The sequence below is a fragment of the Pseudonocardia nematodicida genome, from assembly GCF_040105385.1.
Taxonomy (GTDB): domain Bacteria; phylum Actinomycetota; class Actinomycetes; order Mycobacteriales; family Pseudonocardiaceae; genus Pseudonocardia; species Pseudonocardia nematodicida.
In genome coordinates, this window is sequence record NZ_JBEDNQ010000008.1 from 123,580 (window position 1) to 140,685 (window position 17,106).

General features: G+C 68.3%; 15 protein-coding genes. 10 read left to right on the forward strand and 5 right to left on the reverse strand.

Going from position 1 to position 17,106, the window contains the following annotated elements; translation table 11 throughout:
* Nucleotides 1-24: 24 nt before the first annotated feature.
* A complete protein-coding gene (locus tag WIS52_RS19570) occupies nt 25-1,584 on the reverse strand; it encodes a carboxylesterase/lipase family protein (RefSeq protein WP_349299749.1) in 1,560 nt (519 codons plus the stop codon).
* A gap of 192 nt (nt 1,585-1,776) precedes the next feature.
* On the opposite strand from WIS52_RS19570, the gene WIS52_RS19575 reads away from it, so the two are divergent.
* On the forward strand, nt 1,777-2,388 hold the full coding sequence (locus WIS52_RS19575; RefSeq protein ID WP_349299750.1) for a TetR/AcrR family transcriptional regulator: 612 nt from the start codon (nt 1,777-1,779) through the stop codon (nt 2,386-2,388).
* Between the two features lie 155 nt (nt 2,389-2,543).
* Here WIS52_RS19575 and WIS52_RS19580 read toward each other — a convergent pair whose 3' ends face one another.
* The 4 genes from WIS52_RS19580 to WIS52_RS19595 form a co-directional block, all read right to left on the reverse strand.
* Nucleotides 2,544-3,398, reverse strand: a complete 855-nt coding sequence (locus WIS52_RS19580; protein ID WP_349299751.1) for an ATP-binding cassette domain-containing protein — start codon at nt 3,396-3,398, stop codon at nt 2,544-2,546.
* The gene (locus WIS52_RS19585; RefSeq protein WP_349299752.1) at nt 3,395-5,218 is read right to left on the reverse strand and encodes a dipeptide/oligopeptide/nickel ABC transporter permease/ATP-binding protein; all 1,824 of its coding nucleotides are present in this window, start codon (nt 5,216-5,218) and stop codon (nt 3,395-3,397) included. Before WIS52_RS19585 ends, WIS52_RS19580 begins: the two co-directional genes overlap by 4 nt.
* Nucleotides 5,215-6,156, reverse strand: coding sequence for an ABC transporter permease (locus WIS52_RS19590; RefSeq protein ID WP_349299753.1), 942 nt, complete (start codon nt 6,154-6,156; stop codon nt 5,215-5,217). The genes WIS52_RS19585 and WIS52_RS19590 overlap by 4 nt, the downstream gene beginning before the upstream one ends.
* 63 nt (nt 6,157-6,219) lie before the next feature.
* Complete coding sequence (locus tag WIS52_RS19595; protein ID WP_349299754.1) at nt 6,220-7,752, reverse strand: ABC transporter substrate-binding protein; 1,533 nt, start codon at nt 7,750-7,752, stop codon at nt 6,220-6,222.
* Nucleotides 7,753-8,494: 742 nt separating this feature from the next.
* Here WIS52_RS19595 and WIS52_RS19600 point away from each other — a divergent pair.
* The 9 genes from WIS52_RS19600 (at nt 8,495) to WIS52_RS19640 (ending at nt 16,725) form a co-directional block, all read left to right on the forward strand.
* On the forward strand, nt 8,495-9,334 hold the full coding sequence (locus tag WIS52_RS19600; RefSeq protein ID WP_349299755.1) for an SDR family NAD(P)-dependent oxidoreductase: 840 nt from the start codon (nt 8,495-8,497) through the stop codon (nt 9,332-9,334).
* Nucleotides 9,335-9,370: 36 nt separating this feature from the next.
* The gene (locus tag WIS52_RS19605; RefSeq protein WP_349299756.1) at nt 9,371-10,333 is read left to right on the forward strand and encodes an ABC transporter substrate-binding protein; all 963 of its coding nucleotides are present in this window, start codon (nt 9,371-9,373) and stop codon (nt 10,331-10,333) included.
* 112 nt (nt 10,334-10,445) lie between these two features.
* Nucleotides 10,446-11,177 (forward strand): ABC transporter permease, encoded by a 732-nt coding sequence (locus tag WIS52_RS19610; protein ID WP_349299757.1) that lies wholly within the window; start codon nt 10,446-10,448, stop codon nt 11,175-11,177.
* Nucleotides 11,177-11,953 (forward strand): ABC transporter permease, encoded by a 777-nt coding sequence (locus WIS52_RS19615; RefSeq protein WP_349299758.1) that lies wholly within the window; start codon nt 11,177-11,179, stop codon nt 11,951-11,953. The genes WIS52_RS19610 and WIS52_RS19615 overlap by 1 nt, the downstream gene beginning before the upstream one ends.
* Before the next feature lie 33 nt (nt 11,954-11,986).
* A complete protein-coding gene (locus tag WIS52_RS19620) occupies nt 11,987-12,790 on the forward strand; it encodes an ABC transporter ATP-binding protein (RefSeq protein ID WP_349299759.1) in 804 nt (267 codons plus the stop codon).
* Entirely contained in the window at nt 12,787-13,782 is a 996-nt protein-coding gene (locus tag WIS52_RS19625) for a substrate-binding domain-containing protein (protein ID WP_349299760.1), read from the forward strand. Before WIS52_RS19620 ends, WIS52_RS19625 begins: the two co-directional genes overlap by 4 nt.
* Nucleotides 13,783-13,820: 38 nt before the next feature.
* On the forward strand, nt 13,821-15,080 hold the full coding sequence (locus WIS52_RS19630; protein ID WP_349299761.1) for an FAD-dependent monooxygenase: 1,260 nt from the start codon (nt 13,821-13,823) through the stop codon (nt 15,078-15,080).
* Nucleotides 15,081-15,084: 4 nt separating this feature from the next.
* The gene (locus WIS52_RS19635; RefSeq protein WP_349299762.1) at nt 15,085-15,879 is read left to right on the forward strand and encodes a FadR/GntR family transcriptional regulator; all 795 of its coding nucleotides are present in this window, start codon (nt 15,085-15,087) and stop codon (nt 15,877-15,879) included.
* 18 nt (nt 15,880-15,897) lie between these two features.
* Nucleotides 15,898-16,725, forward strand: a complete 828-nt coding sequence (locus WIS52_RS19640) for a fumarylacetoacetate hydrolase family protein (protein WP_349299763.1) — start codon at nt 15,898-15,900, stop codon at nt 16,723-16,725.
* Nucleotides 16,726-17,106: the final 381 nt, after the last annotated feature.

Below are 17,106 nucleotides of genomic sequence, written 5' to 3' on the forward strand. Positions count from 1 at the left end.
CCCGGAGCCGGGCGGCCCCGACCCCTACGACCCGCCGGTGCAGCGCTCCAGCCGGCCGTTCATCACAGCCTCACGGGGCAGGCGAAGGTCCGGGCCGTACGAGGTACCGAAAGCGTGCACGGTCCGCTCCCGCGTCCATGGTTCCCAGCCGGGATCGCCCTGGTGGACGAATGAGGTCCAGGCTCGCATCATCGCCCGTGAGACGCCATGCCGTTCCAGGCTGCGTCCGGTCAGGGGAATGCGGTCGACGGTGCCGAACACGTACGGGATGTCGAGCGAGTGGGTCGCGCCGAGCAGGCCCCCGAGCGCCTCGGTCGGCTGCCGGAACTCATAGGCCCACACGCCGACCGCCGCCGCCGCTGCCAGGTCGGCGATCCGGCGCGACGGCCCGCCGAACTGCAGATCACTCACGCGGCGTCCGAGCAGGAGGTGCGGCGGCTCGTCGGGGAACCGAGCGACGAGGTCGGCGTAGGAGACGCCGTCCGGCTCCGCCATCGCATCGATGCGGTGTGCGGCTTCCTCCCTCGTCATCTCCGTCGTGAATGCGGGGTCGGCCGCGAGCAGGAAGGTGGACTCGTGCGTCGTCCACCCGATCAGCAGCTGCTTGTCGCGGATGCCGTCGGCGGCCGCGTCCCCGAACGGGTCCAGCGGCAGGTCCTCCGGGTCGTGGGCGGGGCCGAACCCGGGGGTCGCGTCGAGCACGGCCGGACGGCCGCTCGTGCCGCCGCCGAGGGCGGCCACGTTTCGCAGCGCCGATGCCTGAGCCTGCAGGAGCCGCTCCAGCGGGGCGGCCCGCAGCTCGTCGACCGAGGAGAAGCCGGCGGACTCCGTCAGCCGTGCGCGGAGCGCCGCGGCATCCGACGCCGTGTGCGCCCGCCCGAACGGGCCGCTCATCATGATCGCGCGGGCGAAGAGGCCGCGCGCGCGGGGCATACCGACAAGCGTCGCGACCTTCCCGCTACCCCCGGACTGGCCGCAGAGGGTGACCCGTGCGGGATCGCCACCGAAGGACCGGATGTTGCGCTGGACCCACTCGAGTGCGGCGACGAGATCGAGCATCCCTGCATTGGCGGATCCAGGCTCACCCAGCTCCCGCAGGTCGAGGAAGCCGAGCAGGCCGAGCCGGTGGGTCACGGTGACGACGACGAGGTCCCCCGCGGCGGCGAGGACGTCGCCGTGGAAGCTCATCTCATTACCGGACCCGAAGGTGAATCCGCCCCCGTGGAGCCAGACGAGCACCGGCAGCGGGTCGTCGTGCCGGCCGGAGGGCGCCCAGACGTTGAGATGCAGGCAGTCCTCGTTCATACCCGCGCCCTCGACCGGGGAGCCGGCCCGCGGCATGAGGCGGGTCAGGAGTGCGCCAAGAGCGCCCGAAGCGCCGGCGCGCAGGTTGTTCTGTGGAGCCGAGGGGCCGAAAGACAAGGCGTCGCGCACGCCGTTCCACGGCTCGACCGGTCGTGGCGCACGGAAGCGGTTCGGTCCGGCAGTGTCGGCTGCGTAGGGAACGCCGAGGTGGCTCACGACGACGGTGTCGTCGAGGCCGCGCAGCGTCCCTCCGTCGACTGAGGTGTGGACGTAGGGCATGGTTCTCCGGCCTTCCGGATCAGGGGACCCCGCCGCCCATCGATACCCGGTGTGCGGCGCGATGGACGGTAAAACCGACCTAGCGTTAGGTTAGTGACATGCTCAACGTGTTGTACAGGTGGTCATGAGGCCGGCCGACGGAAACCGACCGGACGCTGGGGGAGCCCGGGCGCCGGACGCTACGGTTCCGGCATGGTGACGTCCCCGTCGGCCCGCGGCGAGTACACCAAGTCCGTGGAACGGCGGCGGGAAATCATCGCTGCGGCCGTGGAGGTCTTCTCGGTGGCAGGGTTCCACAAGGGCTCGCTGCGCGACGTGGCAAAGCGGGCCGGGTTGACCCAGGCAGGGGTCCTGCACCACTTTCCGAGCAAGAACCACCTGGTGAAGGCGGTCCTCACCTGGCGCGACGAACAGGCTCGGGAAGCCATCGGCGACGCCGCGCGGGTCGGTGGCCTGACCTACATCCGCGCGATGGTCGGCCTGGTCGACGCCAACCAGCGCGAGACCCCCGAACTCGCCGAGCTCTATGCCGTGCTCTCCGCCGAGGCGACGTCGCACAGCCACCCGGCGCACGACTACTTCGCCGAGCGTTACGCCTGGGTCCTCGACGCCGTGCAGACGGCGTTCGAGGACGTTGCCGAGGCAGGTCACCTGCGCCCGGGCGTCGACCCACCCGACGCGGCGAGGTGGATGCTGGCAATGGTCGACGGCCTGCAGATCCAGTGGCTGTACAGCCGGAAGAGCGTCGACATGACGGTGGAGCTGCGACGTTTCCTGCAAACACTGCTGACGGTCGATCTCTAGCGCCCGTCGCGGAACGCCCAGGACCGGATCCGGCGGTCCAGGCATCGACCGCCGCGGGGGTGCGACGGGGCGGATTGCTCGCCCACCGCGCCTTGGACGTCACCGGGAACCGGAGGGTGCGCTGCGACACGGCGCCGGTCGTCGTCGGTGGCCGCTCAGCGCGGTCCGGCGGGAACCTGCTCACCGTCGCTCCGCAGCCGGCGTCGCTCTGCGCGCCGACGAGCCTGTTGTTCCGGATCCGGTAATGGTGAGGCGAGCAGCAACCGCTGCGTGTACGGATGCCGCGGCCGCGAGGTGACCTGATCGCCGTCGCCGCACTCGACGATCTCGCCGCCGTACATCACCGCAACGCGGTGTGACAGGTGCCGGACGACGTCGAGGTCGTGGGACACGAACAGGTACGCGACCCCGGTGCTGTCCTGGATCTCGCGCAACAGTTCGAGAACGCGGGCCTGTGTCGACAGGTCCAGGGCGGAGACCGGTTCGTCGCACACGATCAGCCGGGGCCGAAGTGCCAGTGCGCGGGCGATCGCCACCCTCTGGCGCTGTCCGCCGGAGAACTCTCGCGGCAGGCGTTCCCCGGCGCTGGCGGGCAGCCGAACCTCTTCGAGCAGCGTACGCACGCGCGCGATCGCCGTGGCCCTGGGAACGCTCTGCGTGGTGAGCGGCTCGATCAGGATCTGCTCTACCGTCAGGGCAGGATTGAGCGAGGAGAACGGGTCCTGGAACACCACCTGGATCTCGGCAGCCAGTGCCCGCCGCTTCGCCCGCGTCAGGTGACCGATGTTCCGGCCGTCGTAGTCGATCCGTCCGGCCGTGACCGGCGCCAGCCCGAGCACCGCGCGGCCCAGCGTCGTCTTGCCCGACCCGGACTCGCCGACCAAGCCCACGCACTCACCGCGGCGGACGTCGAGCGAGACTCCGTGCAACGCGCGGAACGGAGTTCCGCCGAAGCCCTGGACTGGGTACTCCACGACGAGGTCGCGGACGTCGAGCAGTGGTCCGGTCATGCCGGGAGCCCTTTCGTCGCCGGATCGGGGCCCGTCTCAGCCAGGGGACCGCGAGGCTCGGTGCCTGCGAGGATCGAGCCGAAGAGCATCCGGGTGTAGTCGTGCTGGGGTGCAGCGAATACCTCCCTGGTCGATCCGCTCTCCACGATTCTGCCTTCGCGCATGACCGAGACCCGGTCGCACAGGTCGGCCACCACACCGAAGTTGTGGGTCACGAGCAGAATCCCCATCCGGGATTCGGACTGCAGGTCGCGCAATAGGTCCAGTACCTCGGCCTGCACCGTCACATCAAGTGCAGTCGTCGGCTCGTCGGCGATGAGCAGGTCCGGATCGGTCGACACCGCACCGGCGATGAGTACCCGTTGGGCCATCCCGCCGGAGATCTGGTGCGGGTAGCAGGAGTAGGTGCGCTCGGGATCGGGGATGCCCACTCGGGCCAGCAACGTCAGAGCGTGTTCCTTGGCTGCGGCCCTGCCGAGGCCGAGGGTTATTCGCAGTGGCTCGGCCAGCTGGTGGCCGATGGTGAAGGTCGGATCCAGATTGGACATCGGTTCCTGCGGGATGTAGGCGATCCGCCGGCCCCGGATTTCGGTCATCTCCCGCTCGGAGAGGCGTGCCAGATCCTGGCCGCCCAGTCTTATCGCACCGCCCAGTATGCGTCCGCCGGGGGGGAGCAACCGCAAGACGGAGAACGCGGTCTGGGTCTTTCCTGATCCGGACTCGCCGATCAGGCCGTGGACTTCGCCGCGCCGCGCGGTGAGCGACACCTCGGGGACGACCACCGTCACCGAGCCGTCGGGCTGGTCGTAACCTACCGAGAGCCGGTCCACGTCGAGCAGCGAGTCATCGGCGGTGGACTCCCGGCGGTCGTCGTCGGAGTGCACCGGCTCGTCCACCGGTCGCGACCGCGCGGGGGACCGGCGCCGCCGCGCAGGTGGGCCGCCGGTGCGCTCGAGCTCGTCACGTAGCGCGTTGCCGAGCAGGATCAGTGCGACGCAGGTCAGACCGATGGCGAGACCGGGCCAGATCAGCTGTTGCGGGGAACGAAAGATCACCGAGAAGGCCGTGTTGAGCATGCCGCCCCAGGAGGGCCGCGACAGATCGCCGAGCCCCAGGAAGTCGAATCCGGCCTGGAGCGCGATCGCGATGCCGCCCACGCCGGCTGCCAGGATGATGGCCGGCGCCCGTACGACAGTAAGAACGTGCCTGCCGATGATCCGCGCGTCGCTGAGCCCGGAGACTCGCGCGGCGTCGACGTAGAGTTCGTGGCGCACCGCGACGACCGCGTTGCTCACCACGCGGTAGAAGGCCGGCGCGATCATGATCCCGAGTATCGCCATCGTGGCCTGGCTCGACGGGCCGATGACCGAGCGCGCGGCCAGCAGCATGACCACCGTTGGCAGCGCCATCAGCAGGTCGGAGACGGCCGAAGCGGAAGCCTCAAAGCGCCGGCCGTGGTAGCCGGCGACGAGTCCGGCGCCGACCCCCAGTACGGACGCCACGACCACCGTCGTCAGTGCTCCCAGCAGACTGGAGCGCGCGGCGAACAACAGGCGGGACAGAACGTCCTGTCCGGACGGGTCGGTGCCCAGCGGATGTGCTTCGCCGGGTGGGGCCAGGACGTTGCGGGCGTCGACGGCGTTCGGGTCGTGCGGCGCCAGCAGCGGGGCGAACACCGCGGCGACCACCACCAGTGCCAGGAAGACGAGCGTGACCGCACCCAACGGGTTGTGCAGCACGCGACGGAACAGCGGTCGGCGCGCGGACGCCGCGAGCGACCCGTTGGCGGGAACCTCAGCCGGGGGTGATGACAAGGTCATGATCGACGCACCTTCGGGTTAAGCCATCCCTGCAGAAGATCGACGACGAGGTTGACCACCACGACGATCACGGTGACGACGATCACGAGACCTAGGACGAGTGGGATGTCCCCCCGCCCGGTGGCCTGCACCGCGACCTGGCCCAACCCGGGGATGGCGAAGATCTGCTCGACGAAGACAGCGCCACCGATCAGCGCGATGAACTGCACCGCCAGGACCGATAGCGCCGGTCCGGCTGCGCTGCGCAGCACGTGGAGGTAGACGACCCGTCTCTCGGGAAGGCCACGGCTCCGCAGGGTCCGTACCCAGTCCTGGCGCTGGACGTCGAGCATGGATCCGCGAACCTGCTGCGCGACACCAGCGATCGCGCTGACGGCCAGCGCCGTCACTGGGAGCACGATGGAAGCCAGCCACCCGCCGGGTGATCTCGCGAACTCCACGTATCCCGTCGGTCGGAACCAGCCGAGGGTCACGGCAAAGGTGAAGACGAGCCCGATCGCGAGCAGGAATCCGGGGATCGCGATGCCGATCACCGATCCCGCCTGTACGACCCGGTCGACCCAGCCGCCGGTCCGTGCGGCGAGTACGCCGAGCACCACGGCGACGAGAGCTGACACCAAAGTCGCGCCGACGACGAGCGCCAGGGTCACAGCCACACGACTGCCGATGGCGTCGACGACCGGCTGACCGCTGAACCACGACCGGCCGAGATCGCCCTGCACCGCGTGAAGTGCCCACTCGCCGAACTGCACCGACACCGGTCGGTCCAACCCGAGTTCCTGCTGCTTGCGCAGGACGGTCTCTTCCGTGGCTGCGTCGCCGAGGATGGTGCGGGCGATGTCGCCGCTACCGGCGTAGAGCAGGAAGAAGGTTGTCACGGCGACGACCGCGACCAGGACGATCCCACGACCAAGGCGACGCAGGACGTAACGGAGCACGATTCCACCCCCAGGTCTCGCAGGCGCACCGGCCTCGTACTGCTCCGCGGCCGGTGCGACAGATCATTGTGCCGGCGTGATGTTCCACAGGTACGGGAAGATGTTGTCGTTCTGCCGCTCCACCTGGATGTCGGAGTCGGACACGATGACGCTCTGCACTCGGTACCACGGTACGAACCAGGCCTGCTCCACCACGTACTCATTGAGCCGGCGGCCCGCCTCGGCGGCCTCGGACTCCGTGCCCTGTTGGATCGTCGCCACCAACTGCTCGACAGTGGCGTCGGGCCGGTGGAACGGGTTCCACGTCGCATCCTCGGTCAGGAAGGTCTGGGCAGTCTCCCAGTCCGTCGCGGGCTGCAGCAGCGAGATGAGCCCCGCGGACCACTTGGCCTGCGTGAGGTCGGCGATCGCGTTCTGCAGCGGAACCTGTGTGAGCTCGACCGTGACGCCGACGTCGCCGAGGTACTGCCGGATCAGGTCGTACTGGATGGTGGTGCCGGTGGGGATCTGCGGCAGGGGAAGGGTGAACCCGTTGGCGAGACCTGCCTCGGCGAGCAGTTGCCGGGCCCGGTCCGGGTCGTACGGGTACCGCTGGTCCAGCCCGGGGTCGAAGGCCGGGCTGCTCTCCCCGAACATCTGGCCGGTCACGGTACCGCGCCCGTCCGCCAGCGCCTGGAGGATCGCGTCCCGGTCGAATGCGTGGGCGATCGCCTGGCGGACCCGGACGTCGGCGAGCTCTGGTACCAGCTGCCCGTCCCGGTCGAACAGCAGCAGGCTACGAACGTCCAACTCAGCGGGGTGCAGCACGAATCCGGAGGCCTCGAGCTGGTCCGCGGCCGAAGAGTCGAGCAGGTTGACAACGTCGACCTGGTCTCCCTGAAGCGCACTCATCTGCGCCTGAGCATTGTCCAGAACAGTGACGGTCAGGTCGTCATAGTACTGGGTCTCGGGCGCCCAGTAGTCCGGGTTGCGGGTGAAGACGTACGATGATCCGACGACCGTCGCCGCCGTATCGAGGAGGTAGGGGCCGGAGCCGACCGGGCTCGTCTGGGCCTCGGGTGAGTCGAAAGCGGCCGGACTCCCTTGTACGCCGGCCGCGGTGGTGAGCCCGTGGAGCAGGCCCGGGTCGGGCTCGCTGAGCGTGATCTGCAGGGTGGTCGCGTCGATGGCGGTCGCGTCGGCGACGCGACCGAGCAGGAAGGCGTAGGGCGAGGTCCCGCCCTTGAAGCCGAGGACGCTCTGGGCGGCGGTCTCCGCGCTGAACGGGGTTCCGTCCGTGAAGACCACGTCGTCGCGCAAGGCCATCGTCAGGACGGTGCGCTCGTCGTCATAGGACCACTCGGTCGCCAGCCACGGCTCGATCTCGCCCTCGGGCGTGGCCCGGAGCAGGGTGTCGTAGACCGCCTGGATGTACGGCGCCTCGTTGGCCCAGCTGACGTCGTTGGCGGCGAATGTCGTCGGGGCAAGCGGCGATCCCAGTACGAGACTCCCGCTGCTGCTGCCGTCCCCGCCCTCGCTACCGCCGCTGCAGGCGGACAGCATGACAGCCGCCACCCCGACCGCGACCAAGGCGGAGAGCCTCTTTCTGCTGCGCACGCTGTGTCCTCTCCGGTGCTCGACACCCCTCCGTTGGGATGACCAGCACGAAGCTAGCGCAGATACTGACCTAGCGATAGGTAGGAATTCGGCTACGGATATCCGAAAGTTGCGGTCGTAGGATGGGTGGCTTCGGGGCGTGGGCCGCATGTCGAGGGTGTGGCTTGTTGCTCCCTGCGTCGAACGCACCCGCGACGCGACGCATTGGTCGGATCACGCTCGACCGGATCGTGCGCTCAGCACCCTGACCCGCGACATGATCCGGGCCTTCGACGCAGCCCCTTGGCGGTTGGGCGGACGAATCGCTCGGAGCAGCCGAGCTGACCGCGCGGAGAGCGCGGTCTCTGCCGGCTGGTTCGTGCCCACCGCAAAGATCCCTGCGCTGCTGGGCTCACTTGACGACACCCGGCTGACCGGTCGCGGATCGAGCATCTCGACCGGTTGCCTGTGACCTGGCCGAACTCGAGCCGGAGGGCACGCTGGCGTCGTCGCGGTGGTGATCGACCCGCCACTCCGTCGCGCACTCGCGTCGGTCAGGACAGCCGTCGCTTGCGCGACTGTGTCGGCGGAGGTGCCGACGCAGCCGCGCCCCGCGCGCATGGGGCAGGACCCGCACTGCCTCGTGCCTCTCTCAGCCAACCGCGGTCTGGACAGCGAAGTACCACAGCAGGTATTGACTATGTCCATCCTATTGAACATGCTGAATACGCGATCGACTCTCGACAGCGAAGACGGAGACGGCATGCTGATCAACGAAGCTTTGCGGGGCAGGCGGGTTGTGGTGATGAGCAGCGGCATCCGCCCCGACCGGCACGATGACATCGGCCACGCGACGGTTCAGGCGTTCGCCGAGGCCGGGGCAGAAGTACTTGCCGTGCACGCCAACGAGGACAACGCCCGCAGTAGTACCGAGGAGCTGCGCGCGCTCAGCCTCGATGTCGCGACCCATGTCGTCGACCCACGCACGAGCACAGACCTGGGGCAGCTCTACGAGCAGGTCGCGCGCCGCTGGGACTCCCTCGACATTCTGGTCACCAGCCACTTCGGCACCTACTTCGCCAACGGTGTACAGACGAGCGCGGCCCAGCTGGAGGAGGTGCTGCGGGTCAACGTCACGGCCCCGTTCCTGGCGACCATGACATTCCTGCCGTTGCTCGAGCAGGCGGCCCAGCCTGCAGTGGTGCACGTGAGCTCCATCGACGGGACCTACGGCAACCCCAACGTGCCCGCCTACTCGATCTCCAAGGGCGGCACCAACGTTCTGATCCACGTGCTCGCCGCGGAGCTCGCCCCTCGGGGGGTGCGGGTGAACGGCATCGGACGCGCGGCGTCCACCGTCATGCCAATCCCGGACACGGCGTTCGTCAGTCTGTCCGACGCGACTCCGCTGGTGCGGGCGGCCGATCCCGCGGAGTACGCCGGGCCGATCCTGTTCCTCGCCTCGGCCGAAGCCGCCTACATCACCGGCGCGGTGCTGCCGGTCGACGGAGGGCGTACGGCCATCACCCCCGGGACCAGCCCGGCCTACGGGGGTTACCGCAGCCACCTGGCCACGAGTGCGCCGGCCGGCCAACGCAGCTGACGGGCCACGCCACCCGACGACAAGAAAGGCGCCACCATGCTCTCAGCCACGGCCCTACGACGTGCCTGGCCCGCTTCGATCGCCACCGCCACCGTCCTCGCCCTCGCCTCCTGCGGGTCGGGTGGAACCACCGACGCCGATCGGACCGATCTGACCGTAGGCATCACCCCTTCGCTGACCTTCGCCCAGGTGCAGTACGCCGAGCAGAACGGGTTGTTCGAAAAACATGGTCTGAACGTCGAGGTCGTCGAGAAGGGCAGCTCCGACGTGCCTCCGCTGCTGGCCGACGAGTACCAGGTCTCCACCATGGCCGGCGCAACCTACATCCAGGCCGTCGCCGAGGGCTTCGGCTTGCGTGCGCTCTACCCAGGCGTCGACGGTCACAGCGGCGCGATCGGCATCATGGCCATGCCCGACTCGGGCATCGACTCGATCGACGATCTCGCCGGGCGGACGGTGGCGGTCAACCAGCCGGGTGCGGCGTTCGAAATCTTCACCCGGATCCTGCTCGACGACGCGGGCGTCGACGCCGACGATGTCAGCTTCAGCGTCATTCCGTTCTCGGCCATGGTCGAGGCCTTGGTCCGCGGACAAGTCGACGCCGCCGTTCTGACTGCGCCGTTCAACACGATCGCCGAGAACCAGGGCGCGGTCCTGGCCGTCGATCCGTTCACGGGTCCGCTGGACGGCACGCCCATCGCAGGGTTCACCATCACTGAGGAGTTCGCAGCGAACAACCCGAACACAATCACGGCCTTTGTCGCGGCGATGGACGAGGCGGTCGCCGCGGTCAACGCCATGAGCCAGGAGGAGTTCGCCGCCTTCCTGCCCTCGTTCACCTCGATCTCTGAGGAGGTCGCGTTGCAGGTGGTCAAGCCCGAATTTCCAACTCGGGTGGATACGCCCCGGCTGCAACTGCTCGCCGACCGCATGAACGAGATCGGTGCGATTCGAGAGGCCACCGACCTCGCCCCGACCGTGGTCTCGGTGAACCCGTGATCGGGCGCTCGCTATGAGCTCCGCGGCGGCGGGGACCCGTGAGAGGATTCCGCCCCCGGCACGCCGGCCGACCGCGCGACTCCTGCGTGGCCCCGGCATCGCCACCGCGAGCGTGCTCGCGACGTTGGTTCTGCTGGAGCTGCTCGTTCGCGTCGCAGTACTAGACCCGGCGGTGTTCCCGTATCCGTCGACAGTGCTGGCCCGGCTGGGAGAGGAGTCGACGGGCGCCGCGGCATGGCTCGCGACCGGGCAGACCCTCGCCCAGGCCACCATCGGCCTGAGCATCGGCACGGTGGCGGCGGTGCTGTCCGGGCTCTTGCTCGGGTCGCTGCCCCAGCTGGAGAGGGCTGTAGCCCCGGTGATTGAATTCCTGCGGCCGATCCCCTCGATCGCGATCCTGCCACTGGTGATCCTGTCCCTAGGCGTCGGTCACACTTCGGCGATCGTGCTGGTGTCCGTATCGAGCTACTGGCTGGTCTTGGTCCTGACCATTCAGGGCGCCCGCTCGGTCGATCCCGCGACCGTCGACGCGCTGCAAGTGTTCGGGCTCGGCCCACGGCAGCGATTCGTGCGACTCACCCTGCCCAGCTCGGCCCCGTTCATCGTCACCGGGGTCCGGATCGCCGGTGCCGTCTCGATCATTGTCGCGATCACCGCCGAGCTGGTCGGCGGTATGCCCGGACTGGGCCGGCTGGTGGCCCGTGCTGAGTTCAGCGGCGACCGCGTCGGATTGTTCGCATACATCGTCGTCTCCGGACTGCTCGGGCTCGCCGTCAACGCCGCGCTCCAACACGCTGAATCGCGCCTGCTCGGTTGGCACCCCTCACAGCGCAGGGAGACCTGATGTCCCGCATCCACGCATGGCTGCGGCGCCTCTCACCGCTGCTCGTGATCGCCACGGTCGTGGCGATCTGGTACCTCGTAAGCCGTTCCGCGAACTCGTTGTTCTTCCCGCCCCTGACCGACGTTCTGGTCTCTTTCCGGGAGCTGTGGTTCTCCGCGACCCTGCTCGACCAGGCACTACCGAGCTTCATCAGGGCCGGTGCTGGATTTGCCATTGCCCTCGTTGGGGGGGTAGTAATGGGTACCGCCATCGGCCTGAGCCCACTGATCCGTCAGCTGACCACCGCGCAGTTGGAGTTCTTGCGCTCCATCCCACCGGTCCTGCTCATCCCCCCGAGCCTGCTGCTGCTGGGTACCGGCACCCAGATGAAGATCGCGGTGATCGCGCTCGCCAGTGTCTGGCCCATCCTGCTTGCGACAATCGACGGCGTCCGCTCCGTCGAGACGGTCCGCCTCGACAGCGCGCGGGTGTTCGGCCTCGGCGCTGCCGGCCGGGTGCGGTGGGTCGTCCTGCCGACCGCGATGCCGCGAATCTGGAGCGGCGTGCGGGCCTGCGTGCCCATCGTCTTCGTCGTCATGGTGGCAGCGGACTACTACGCCAGCTCGGACGGCATCGGCTACATGATCTCTCAGACCGCCACCAGCTTCCGGTTCAGCGAGATGTGGGCCTCGGTACTGCTGCTGGGGATATTCGGCGCCGCGGTCAACCTCGCGGTGATGCGGGCGGGCCGCTGGCTGGACCACACATTCGGCGAGTTCGGAGTACGGGCAGCCTGACGGGCCCACACCACCCGGTACGGAAGGAGCGACATGGACATCCTTGAAGTGAAGAACCTGGTGAAGAGCTACGGGCACGGTGAGTCGGCCGAGACCGTGCTGGACGGGCTCGACATCTCCGTCGCCGACGGCGAGTTCGTGACCATCGTCGGCCCCTCGGGCTGCGGTAAGACGACCATGTTGCGTTGCATGTCCGGGTTGCTTCCCTTCGACTCCGGCGGCGTCCAGGTGTCCGGGGAGCAGGTCACCCGGCCTCCGGAGACGCTGGGCGTCGTCTTCCAGGACTATTCCCGATCGCTGCTGCCGTGGCTGACCGTGGCCCGCAACGTCGATCTACCGCTGCGATACCTCGGCCTCAGCCGGGCCGAGCGAGCAGTGCGTACGGACGAGGCATTGCAGTCGGTGGGGCTCGACCGCCACCGGGGCAAGCGGCCGTGGCAGCTCTCGGGAGGCATGCAGCAGCGGGTCGCGATCGCCCGTGCGCTGGCCTACCGGCCAAAGCTGCTGCTGATGGACGAGCCGTTCGCGTCGGTCGACGCGCAGACCCGCAGCGAGCTTGAGGACCTGACCTTGGCGCTGTGGGCCGAACACGGCATGACGATCGCGTTCATCACTCACGACATCGACGAGGCGGTCTATCTCGGTGACCGTGTCGTGGTGCTGTCATCCACCCCGACCCGGGTCAAGCGGGAGATCCCGGTACCGCTACCGCGACCTCGCAATCAGCTCACCACGAAGGAGCTGCCCGAATTCGCCGAGCTCCGTAGCGAAGTACTCCGGGTCCTCTTCAAAGGCGACCCGGCGCCGACGGTCGTCCCGAACTTTCCGGCGTCGTGAGTATCCACCAGGGCCGGCTCCAGCTATCGCTGGCGTGCGGCGACTACGAGATCACCCGCCCCCTGGTCGAAGGCCGGATCAGGCCCGACGGTATCGATCTGGTCAGCTTGACCCGCGACACCGAACGCATATTCCGCCGAGAGCGGCGCCGTGAATGCGACGTCGCCGAGCACAATTTGTTCGCATTCCTGGCCGACCACGCGGCTGGTGACGACGTCGTCGCCATTCCGGTGTTTCCGCATCGCCGGTTCCGGCTCGGGTCGATCTTTGTTCCGGCCACCAGCATAGTGCGCGATCCACACGAGCTCGCGGGCGGACGGATCGGAATCGGCGGTTACCAGCCCGCCGCCGCGGTGTGGTTACGCGGAATTCTGGAGGACCACTACGAGCTTCCCGCCGAGACCGTGAACTGGTACGACGTTTTCGGTCGCGTCGGCCAGCTGCCCGACGGCTTGGCCGCTCCTTTGCCCGCCGATGACCCGTCGAGCCGGTTCGAGATCGACCGCTTCCTCGTCGACGGCCGACTCGACGCCATGATCTCGGCCTACGACCCGGCGGGCCTAAGGGCCAGTGCGCCGACTGTTCGCCGGTTGTTCGACGATGTCGCCGCCCACGAACGCGCTTACTACCGCGACACCGGACTCTTCCCGATCATGCACGTGATCACCCTGCGACGCAGTCTGGTCCAACGTCATCCGTGGGTACCCGCGAGCCTGTTCGAGGCGTTCGTCCGCTCCCGCCACGAGGCTTTGCAGCGGCTGACCAACCCGCGGACGTTGCCGCTTGCGTTCGGCCAGTCGGCATGGCAGGAACAGGCGGAGATCCTGGGGCCCGATCCCTGGCAGTACGGGCTGACCGAGGCGAATCGACGGGTACTCGCCACCGCTGTCGACTACGCCGTGCGCCAACGCCTGATACCTGGCCCCGTCACGTCGGAGGAACTATTCGCCCCCGTCGATGCCGAGGTCGCGGCTGGTCACGAGATCCGTTGACATCTCATCGGTCCGGCCCACCACACGGAGAGGTCACCATGGACATCACGATCGTCGGCGGCGGAATCGGAGGCCTGGCCGCAGCCATCGCGTTACGAGCGCGAGGGCACCGCGTCACCATCCTGGAGCAGTCAGCCGTACCGGCAGAAGTCGGCGCCGCGGTCGGACTCGCCCCGAACGCAACGGCCGCACTGGCCGAGTTGGGGGTGGCCGACCTCCTGGCCCACCGGGCAGTGGCCCCGCAGGCATGGACCCGCCGACGGTGGACGGACGGCGCCGAGCTCGGTTCGCTGCCGCTCGCCGACGCGGTGCACGCCGAGTTCGGTCATCCCTTCTGGATGGCGCATCGGGTCCATCTGCACCAGGCCCTGCTGGCACGAGCTACCGGCGACGCCTCGGGCGAAGGCTCAATCCGAATTGTCGGCGGCGCCCGGGTGAGCGGGATCGACGGGGGCACCGGCACCGTCTCCACGACCTCCGGGGACAGCTACAGAGCGGATCTGGTCGTCGGCGCCGACGGCATCCGCTCGACGGTCCGTGCTGCCGTGGCTGGGCCCGACAACCCCGTCTTCAGCGGCAATATCGCGGTGCGCGCACAGATCGCGACCTCGCACATCGTCGAGGATCCGGAGCTGCGGTCGTTCGTCACTGACAACTGCCTCGAGACCTGGATGGGCCCGGGAGGCCACATCGTCAACTCCCTGATCGAGTCCGGTCGGCTGCTCAACGTGACAGCCTGTTTCGACGCACCTGCCACAGGCACCGACTCATGGTTCTCGGACGAGGGCTCCGATCTGCTGACCGAGCTCATCCAGGACTGGCACCGGCCACTGCGCCGGCTCGTGGGCCTGGCCGGCTCCATCGGTCGTTGGGACCTCTACGACCGCGACCCGATTCCGCGCCTCGTGCGTGATCGGGTGGTTCTGCTGGGCGACGCCGCTCATCCAGTGCTGCCCTATCTCGGTCAAGGCGCCGCCCAGACCCTCGAAGACGCGGTCGTGCTGGGGCGGTGCCTCGAGGGCCGAGACGTCCCCACTGAACTGAGGCTGTACCAGGCCGCCCGTTTGGAACGTACCCACGTGGTACAGCAGCGCTCTCGCGACAATCGCGACGCCCTGCACCTGCCGGACGGGCCAGCCCAGGCCGCTCGGGACGCCGCATTCGCCGAAGGGGGAGCAGACTTCCAAGTGCTGCGGTGGCTGTGGTCGCCGTCGTTCGCCCCGACCGTGGCGTCCGGCGGGCGGCACCTGCCCGATACGGCCACGCGCTCGGTCGCGTCACTGAGTCGGGAGAGCTAAGGAAGTGAGCGAGTACGAAGGCTTCCCTCCGCTGGCCGGTCCGCGTTCGCGGGCTCAAGAAGTTGCCGACCACCTCCGGAACATGATCTCCAATCGGCTCGCCCCCGGCGAAAGACTCGGCACCAAATCCAGCGTGCGCGCCTCGATGGGGGTGTCGGTCAGCACCATGAACGAGGCCGTCCGACTGCTGGAAGACAGCGGGATCGTGTCGCTACGTCCTGGACCCAAAGGCGGCATCTTCGCCGCAACTCCGTCACCGCGAGTCCGAGTCGGGCAGCTGCTGGTCGCTGTACACGACGATCCCGGGCGATACGCTGAAGCCGCGTCCGTGCGCGATGCTCTCGAACCCTTGCTGGTGTCCGACGCGGCCCGGCTACGCAGTCCTGAGGACGTCGGGGCCCTGCGAGCTCAGATCGCGATCATGACGCGAAGCCAGGACCGCATCGAACGCTTCTTGCGCGCCGACCTCGCTCTGCACGAGCGTATCGCCGAGATCAGCGACCGAAGCCTGGTGTCGAACATTTACCTGATGGTGCTGCACGTCCAGATCGAGCAGCTGGCGGCCACCGTGGCGTCGGAGCTGCCCTCACCTGATCACACCCGTCAGCGGCTGCGCATCCATGAGGAGCTTGTGCAGGCCATCGCCGACGGTGATGCCGACACCGCGGTTGCCGCGATGGTTCACCACGCTCAGCCGGTCGCGCCGGTCGACTCGGCCACCGCAAACGGCTCCTCTGAGCCCGACGCCTGCGACGCACTACGTCGCCCCGCCCCGCCTCCCCCCGCCCAGACCGACTGACTCCAGTAGAGGACGACCATGCGACTGGCCACCGTGGACACCGCGAATGGCACCCGTACAGCGCGCATCGAGAACGACTATGTCGTCCTGCTCGATGCCCCCGACCTCAGCTCCCTGCTCAACGAGCCCGACTGGGAGGAACGTGCCCGGTCAGACGCCCACCAACGGGTCTCACGCGACCGGGTACGTATAGCCCGGCTGCTATCGGGACATCCGAAGATTATCTGTGTGGGTCTGAACTATCGGGGGCATATCACCGAGATCGGGCTGCCGACCCCCGACCATCCGGCATTGTTCGGCAAATTCCCGGAGGCACTGCTCGGTCCAGCCGACGACCTGGCACTGCCGACAATCTCCCAGCAGGTCGACTGGGAGGCCGAACTCGCGGTCGTCATCGGCTCGACGGCTCGCCACGCCGACGCGCAAGCCGCAGCCGATGCGATCGCTGGCTTCACCGTCGCAAACGATGTGTCCATGCGAGATCTGCAGAACCGCACGACACAGTGGCTCCAAGGTAAGACATTCGAGGCAACGACGCCGATCGGTCCAGTTCTAGTTACTCCGGACGAGCTGCCAGGCGGGGTGACCCCCGACCTGCGCATCAGCTGTATGGTCGGAGGTGAGACAGTGCAGGATGCCCGCACCTCGGACCTTCTATTCAGCCCGGTCGACCTGGTTGCGTATGTCTCGCGTATTCTCACCCTGAATCCCGCCGACGTCATCCTCACCGGGACCCCCGCCGGAGTCGGTACCGCCCTCGAGCCACCCCGGTTTCTTTCGGCTGGCGAGTTGTTGGTCACAGAGATCGAGCATATCGGCCGACTGGAAAACCGGATCGTGGCGTAACCGGTTCCGGCGCGATTCGTGCCGGTGCTTCGCTTTCAGCTGGGTCACTACGGTGTGCAGCCGTCTGGTTGCCGTCGCGGTAGCGGCCGGTTGCCGAATATTAGTCGCCGCTGAGGACGATCACGAAATCCGTAAATTTATGCGCACCGCGCGGGTCGAGAACCGGCGTATGTACGCACGGAGAGCGGATCCATGGCTGGGTGCACCTACGCCTCCTCCGCTTCGTCGGTAGACGGGGACCGCCACTCACGGGGCTTCCGGCACGGGGCGAGGGCTGCGCCCGACCCTCGCCCGTGGCGACCTCGTGGCCCCGACCCCGGGTGGTGCGCGGATGTCGAGCAGGCAGCCGACGTCGTCGGCCTGAGGGGCGGTTCCTAGCGC

Bases quoted from the DNA above. Each gene is read 5' to 3' on its own strand.
- WIS52_RS19570 (WP_349299749.1), bottom strand. From the start codon at position 1,584: ATGCCCTACGTCCACACCTCAGTCGACGGAGGGACGCTGCGCGGCCTC.
- WIS52_RS19575 (WP_349299750.1), top strand. From the start codon at position 1,777: ATGGTGACGTCCCCGTCGGCCCGCGGCGAGTACACCAAGTCCGTGGAA.
- WIS52_RS19580 (WP_349299751.1), bottom strand. From the start codon at position 3,398: ATGACCGGACCACTGCTCGACGTCCGCGACCTCGTCGTGGAGTACCCA.
- WIS52_RS19585 (WP_349299752.1), bottom strand. From the start codon at position 5,218: ATGACCTTGTCATCACCCCCGGCTGAGGTTCCCGCCAACGGGTCGCTC.
- WIS52_RS19600 (WP_349299755.1), top strand. From the start codon at position 8,495: ATGCTGATCAACGAAGCTTTGCGGGGCAGGCGGGTTGTGGTGATGAGC.
- WIS52_RS19605 (WP_349299756.1), top strand. From the start codon at position 9,371: ATGCTCTCAGCCACGGCCCTACGACGTGCCTGGCCCGCTTCGATCGCC.
- WIS52_RS19615 (WP_349299758.1), top strand. From the start codon at position 11,177: ATGTCCCGCATCCACGCATGGCTGCGGCGCCTCTCACCGCTGCTCGTG.
- WIS52_RS19620 (WP_349299759.1), top strand. From the start codon at position 11,987: ATGGACATCCTTGAAGTGAAGAACCTGGTGAAGAGCTACGGGCACGGT.
- WIS52_RS19630 (WP_349299761.1), top strand. From the start codon at position 13,821: ATGGACATCACGATCGTCGGCGGCGGAATCGGAGGCCTGGCCGCAGCC.
- WIS52_RS19640 (WP_349299763.1), top strand. From the start codon at position 15,898: ATGCGACTGGCCACCGTGGACACCGCGAATGGCACCCGTACAGCGCGC.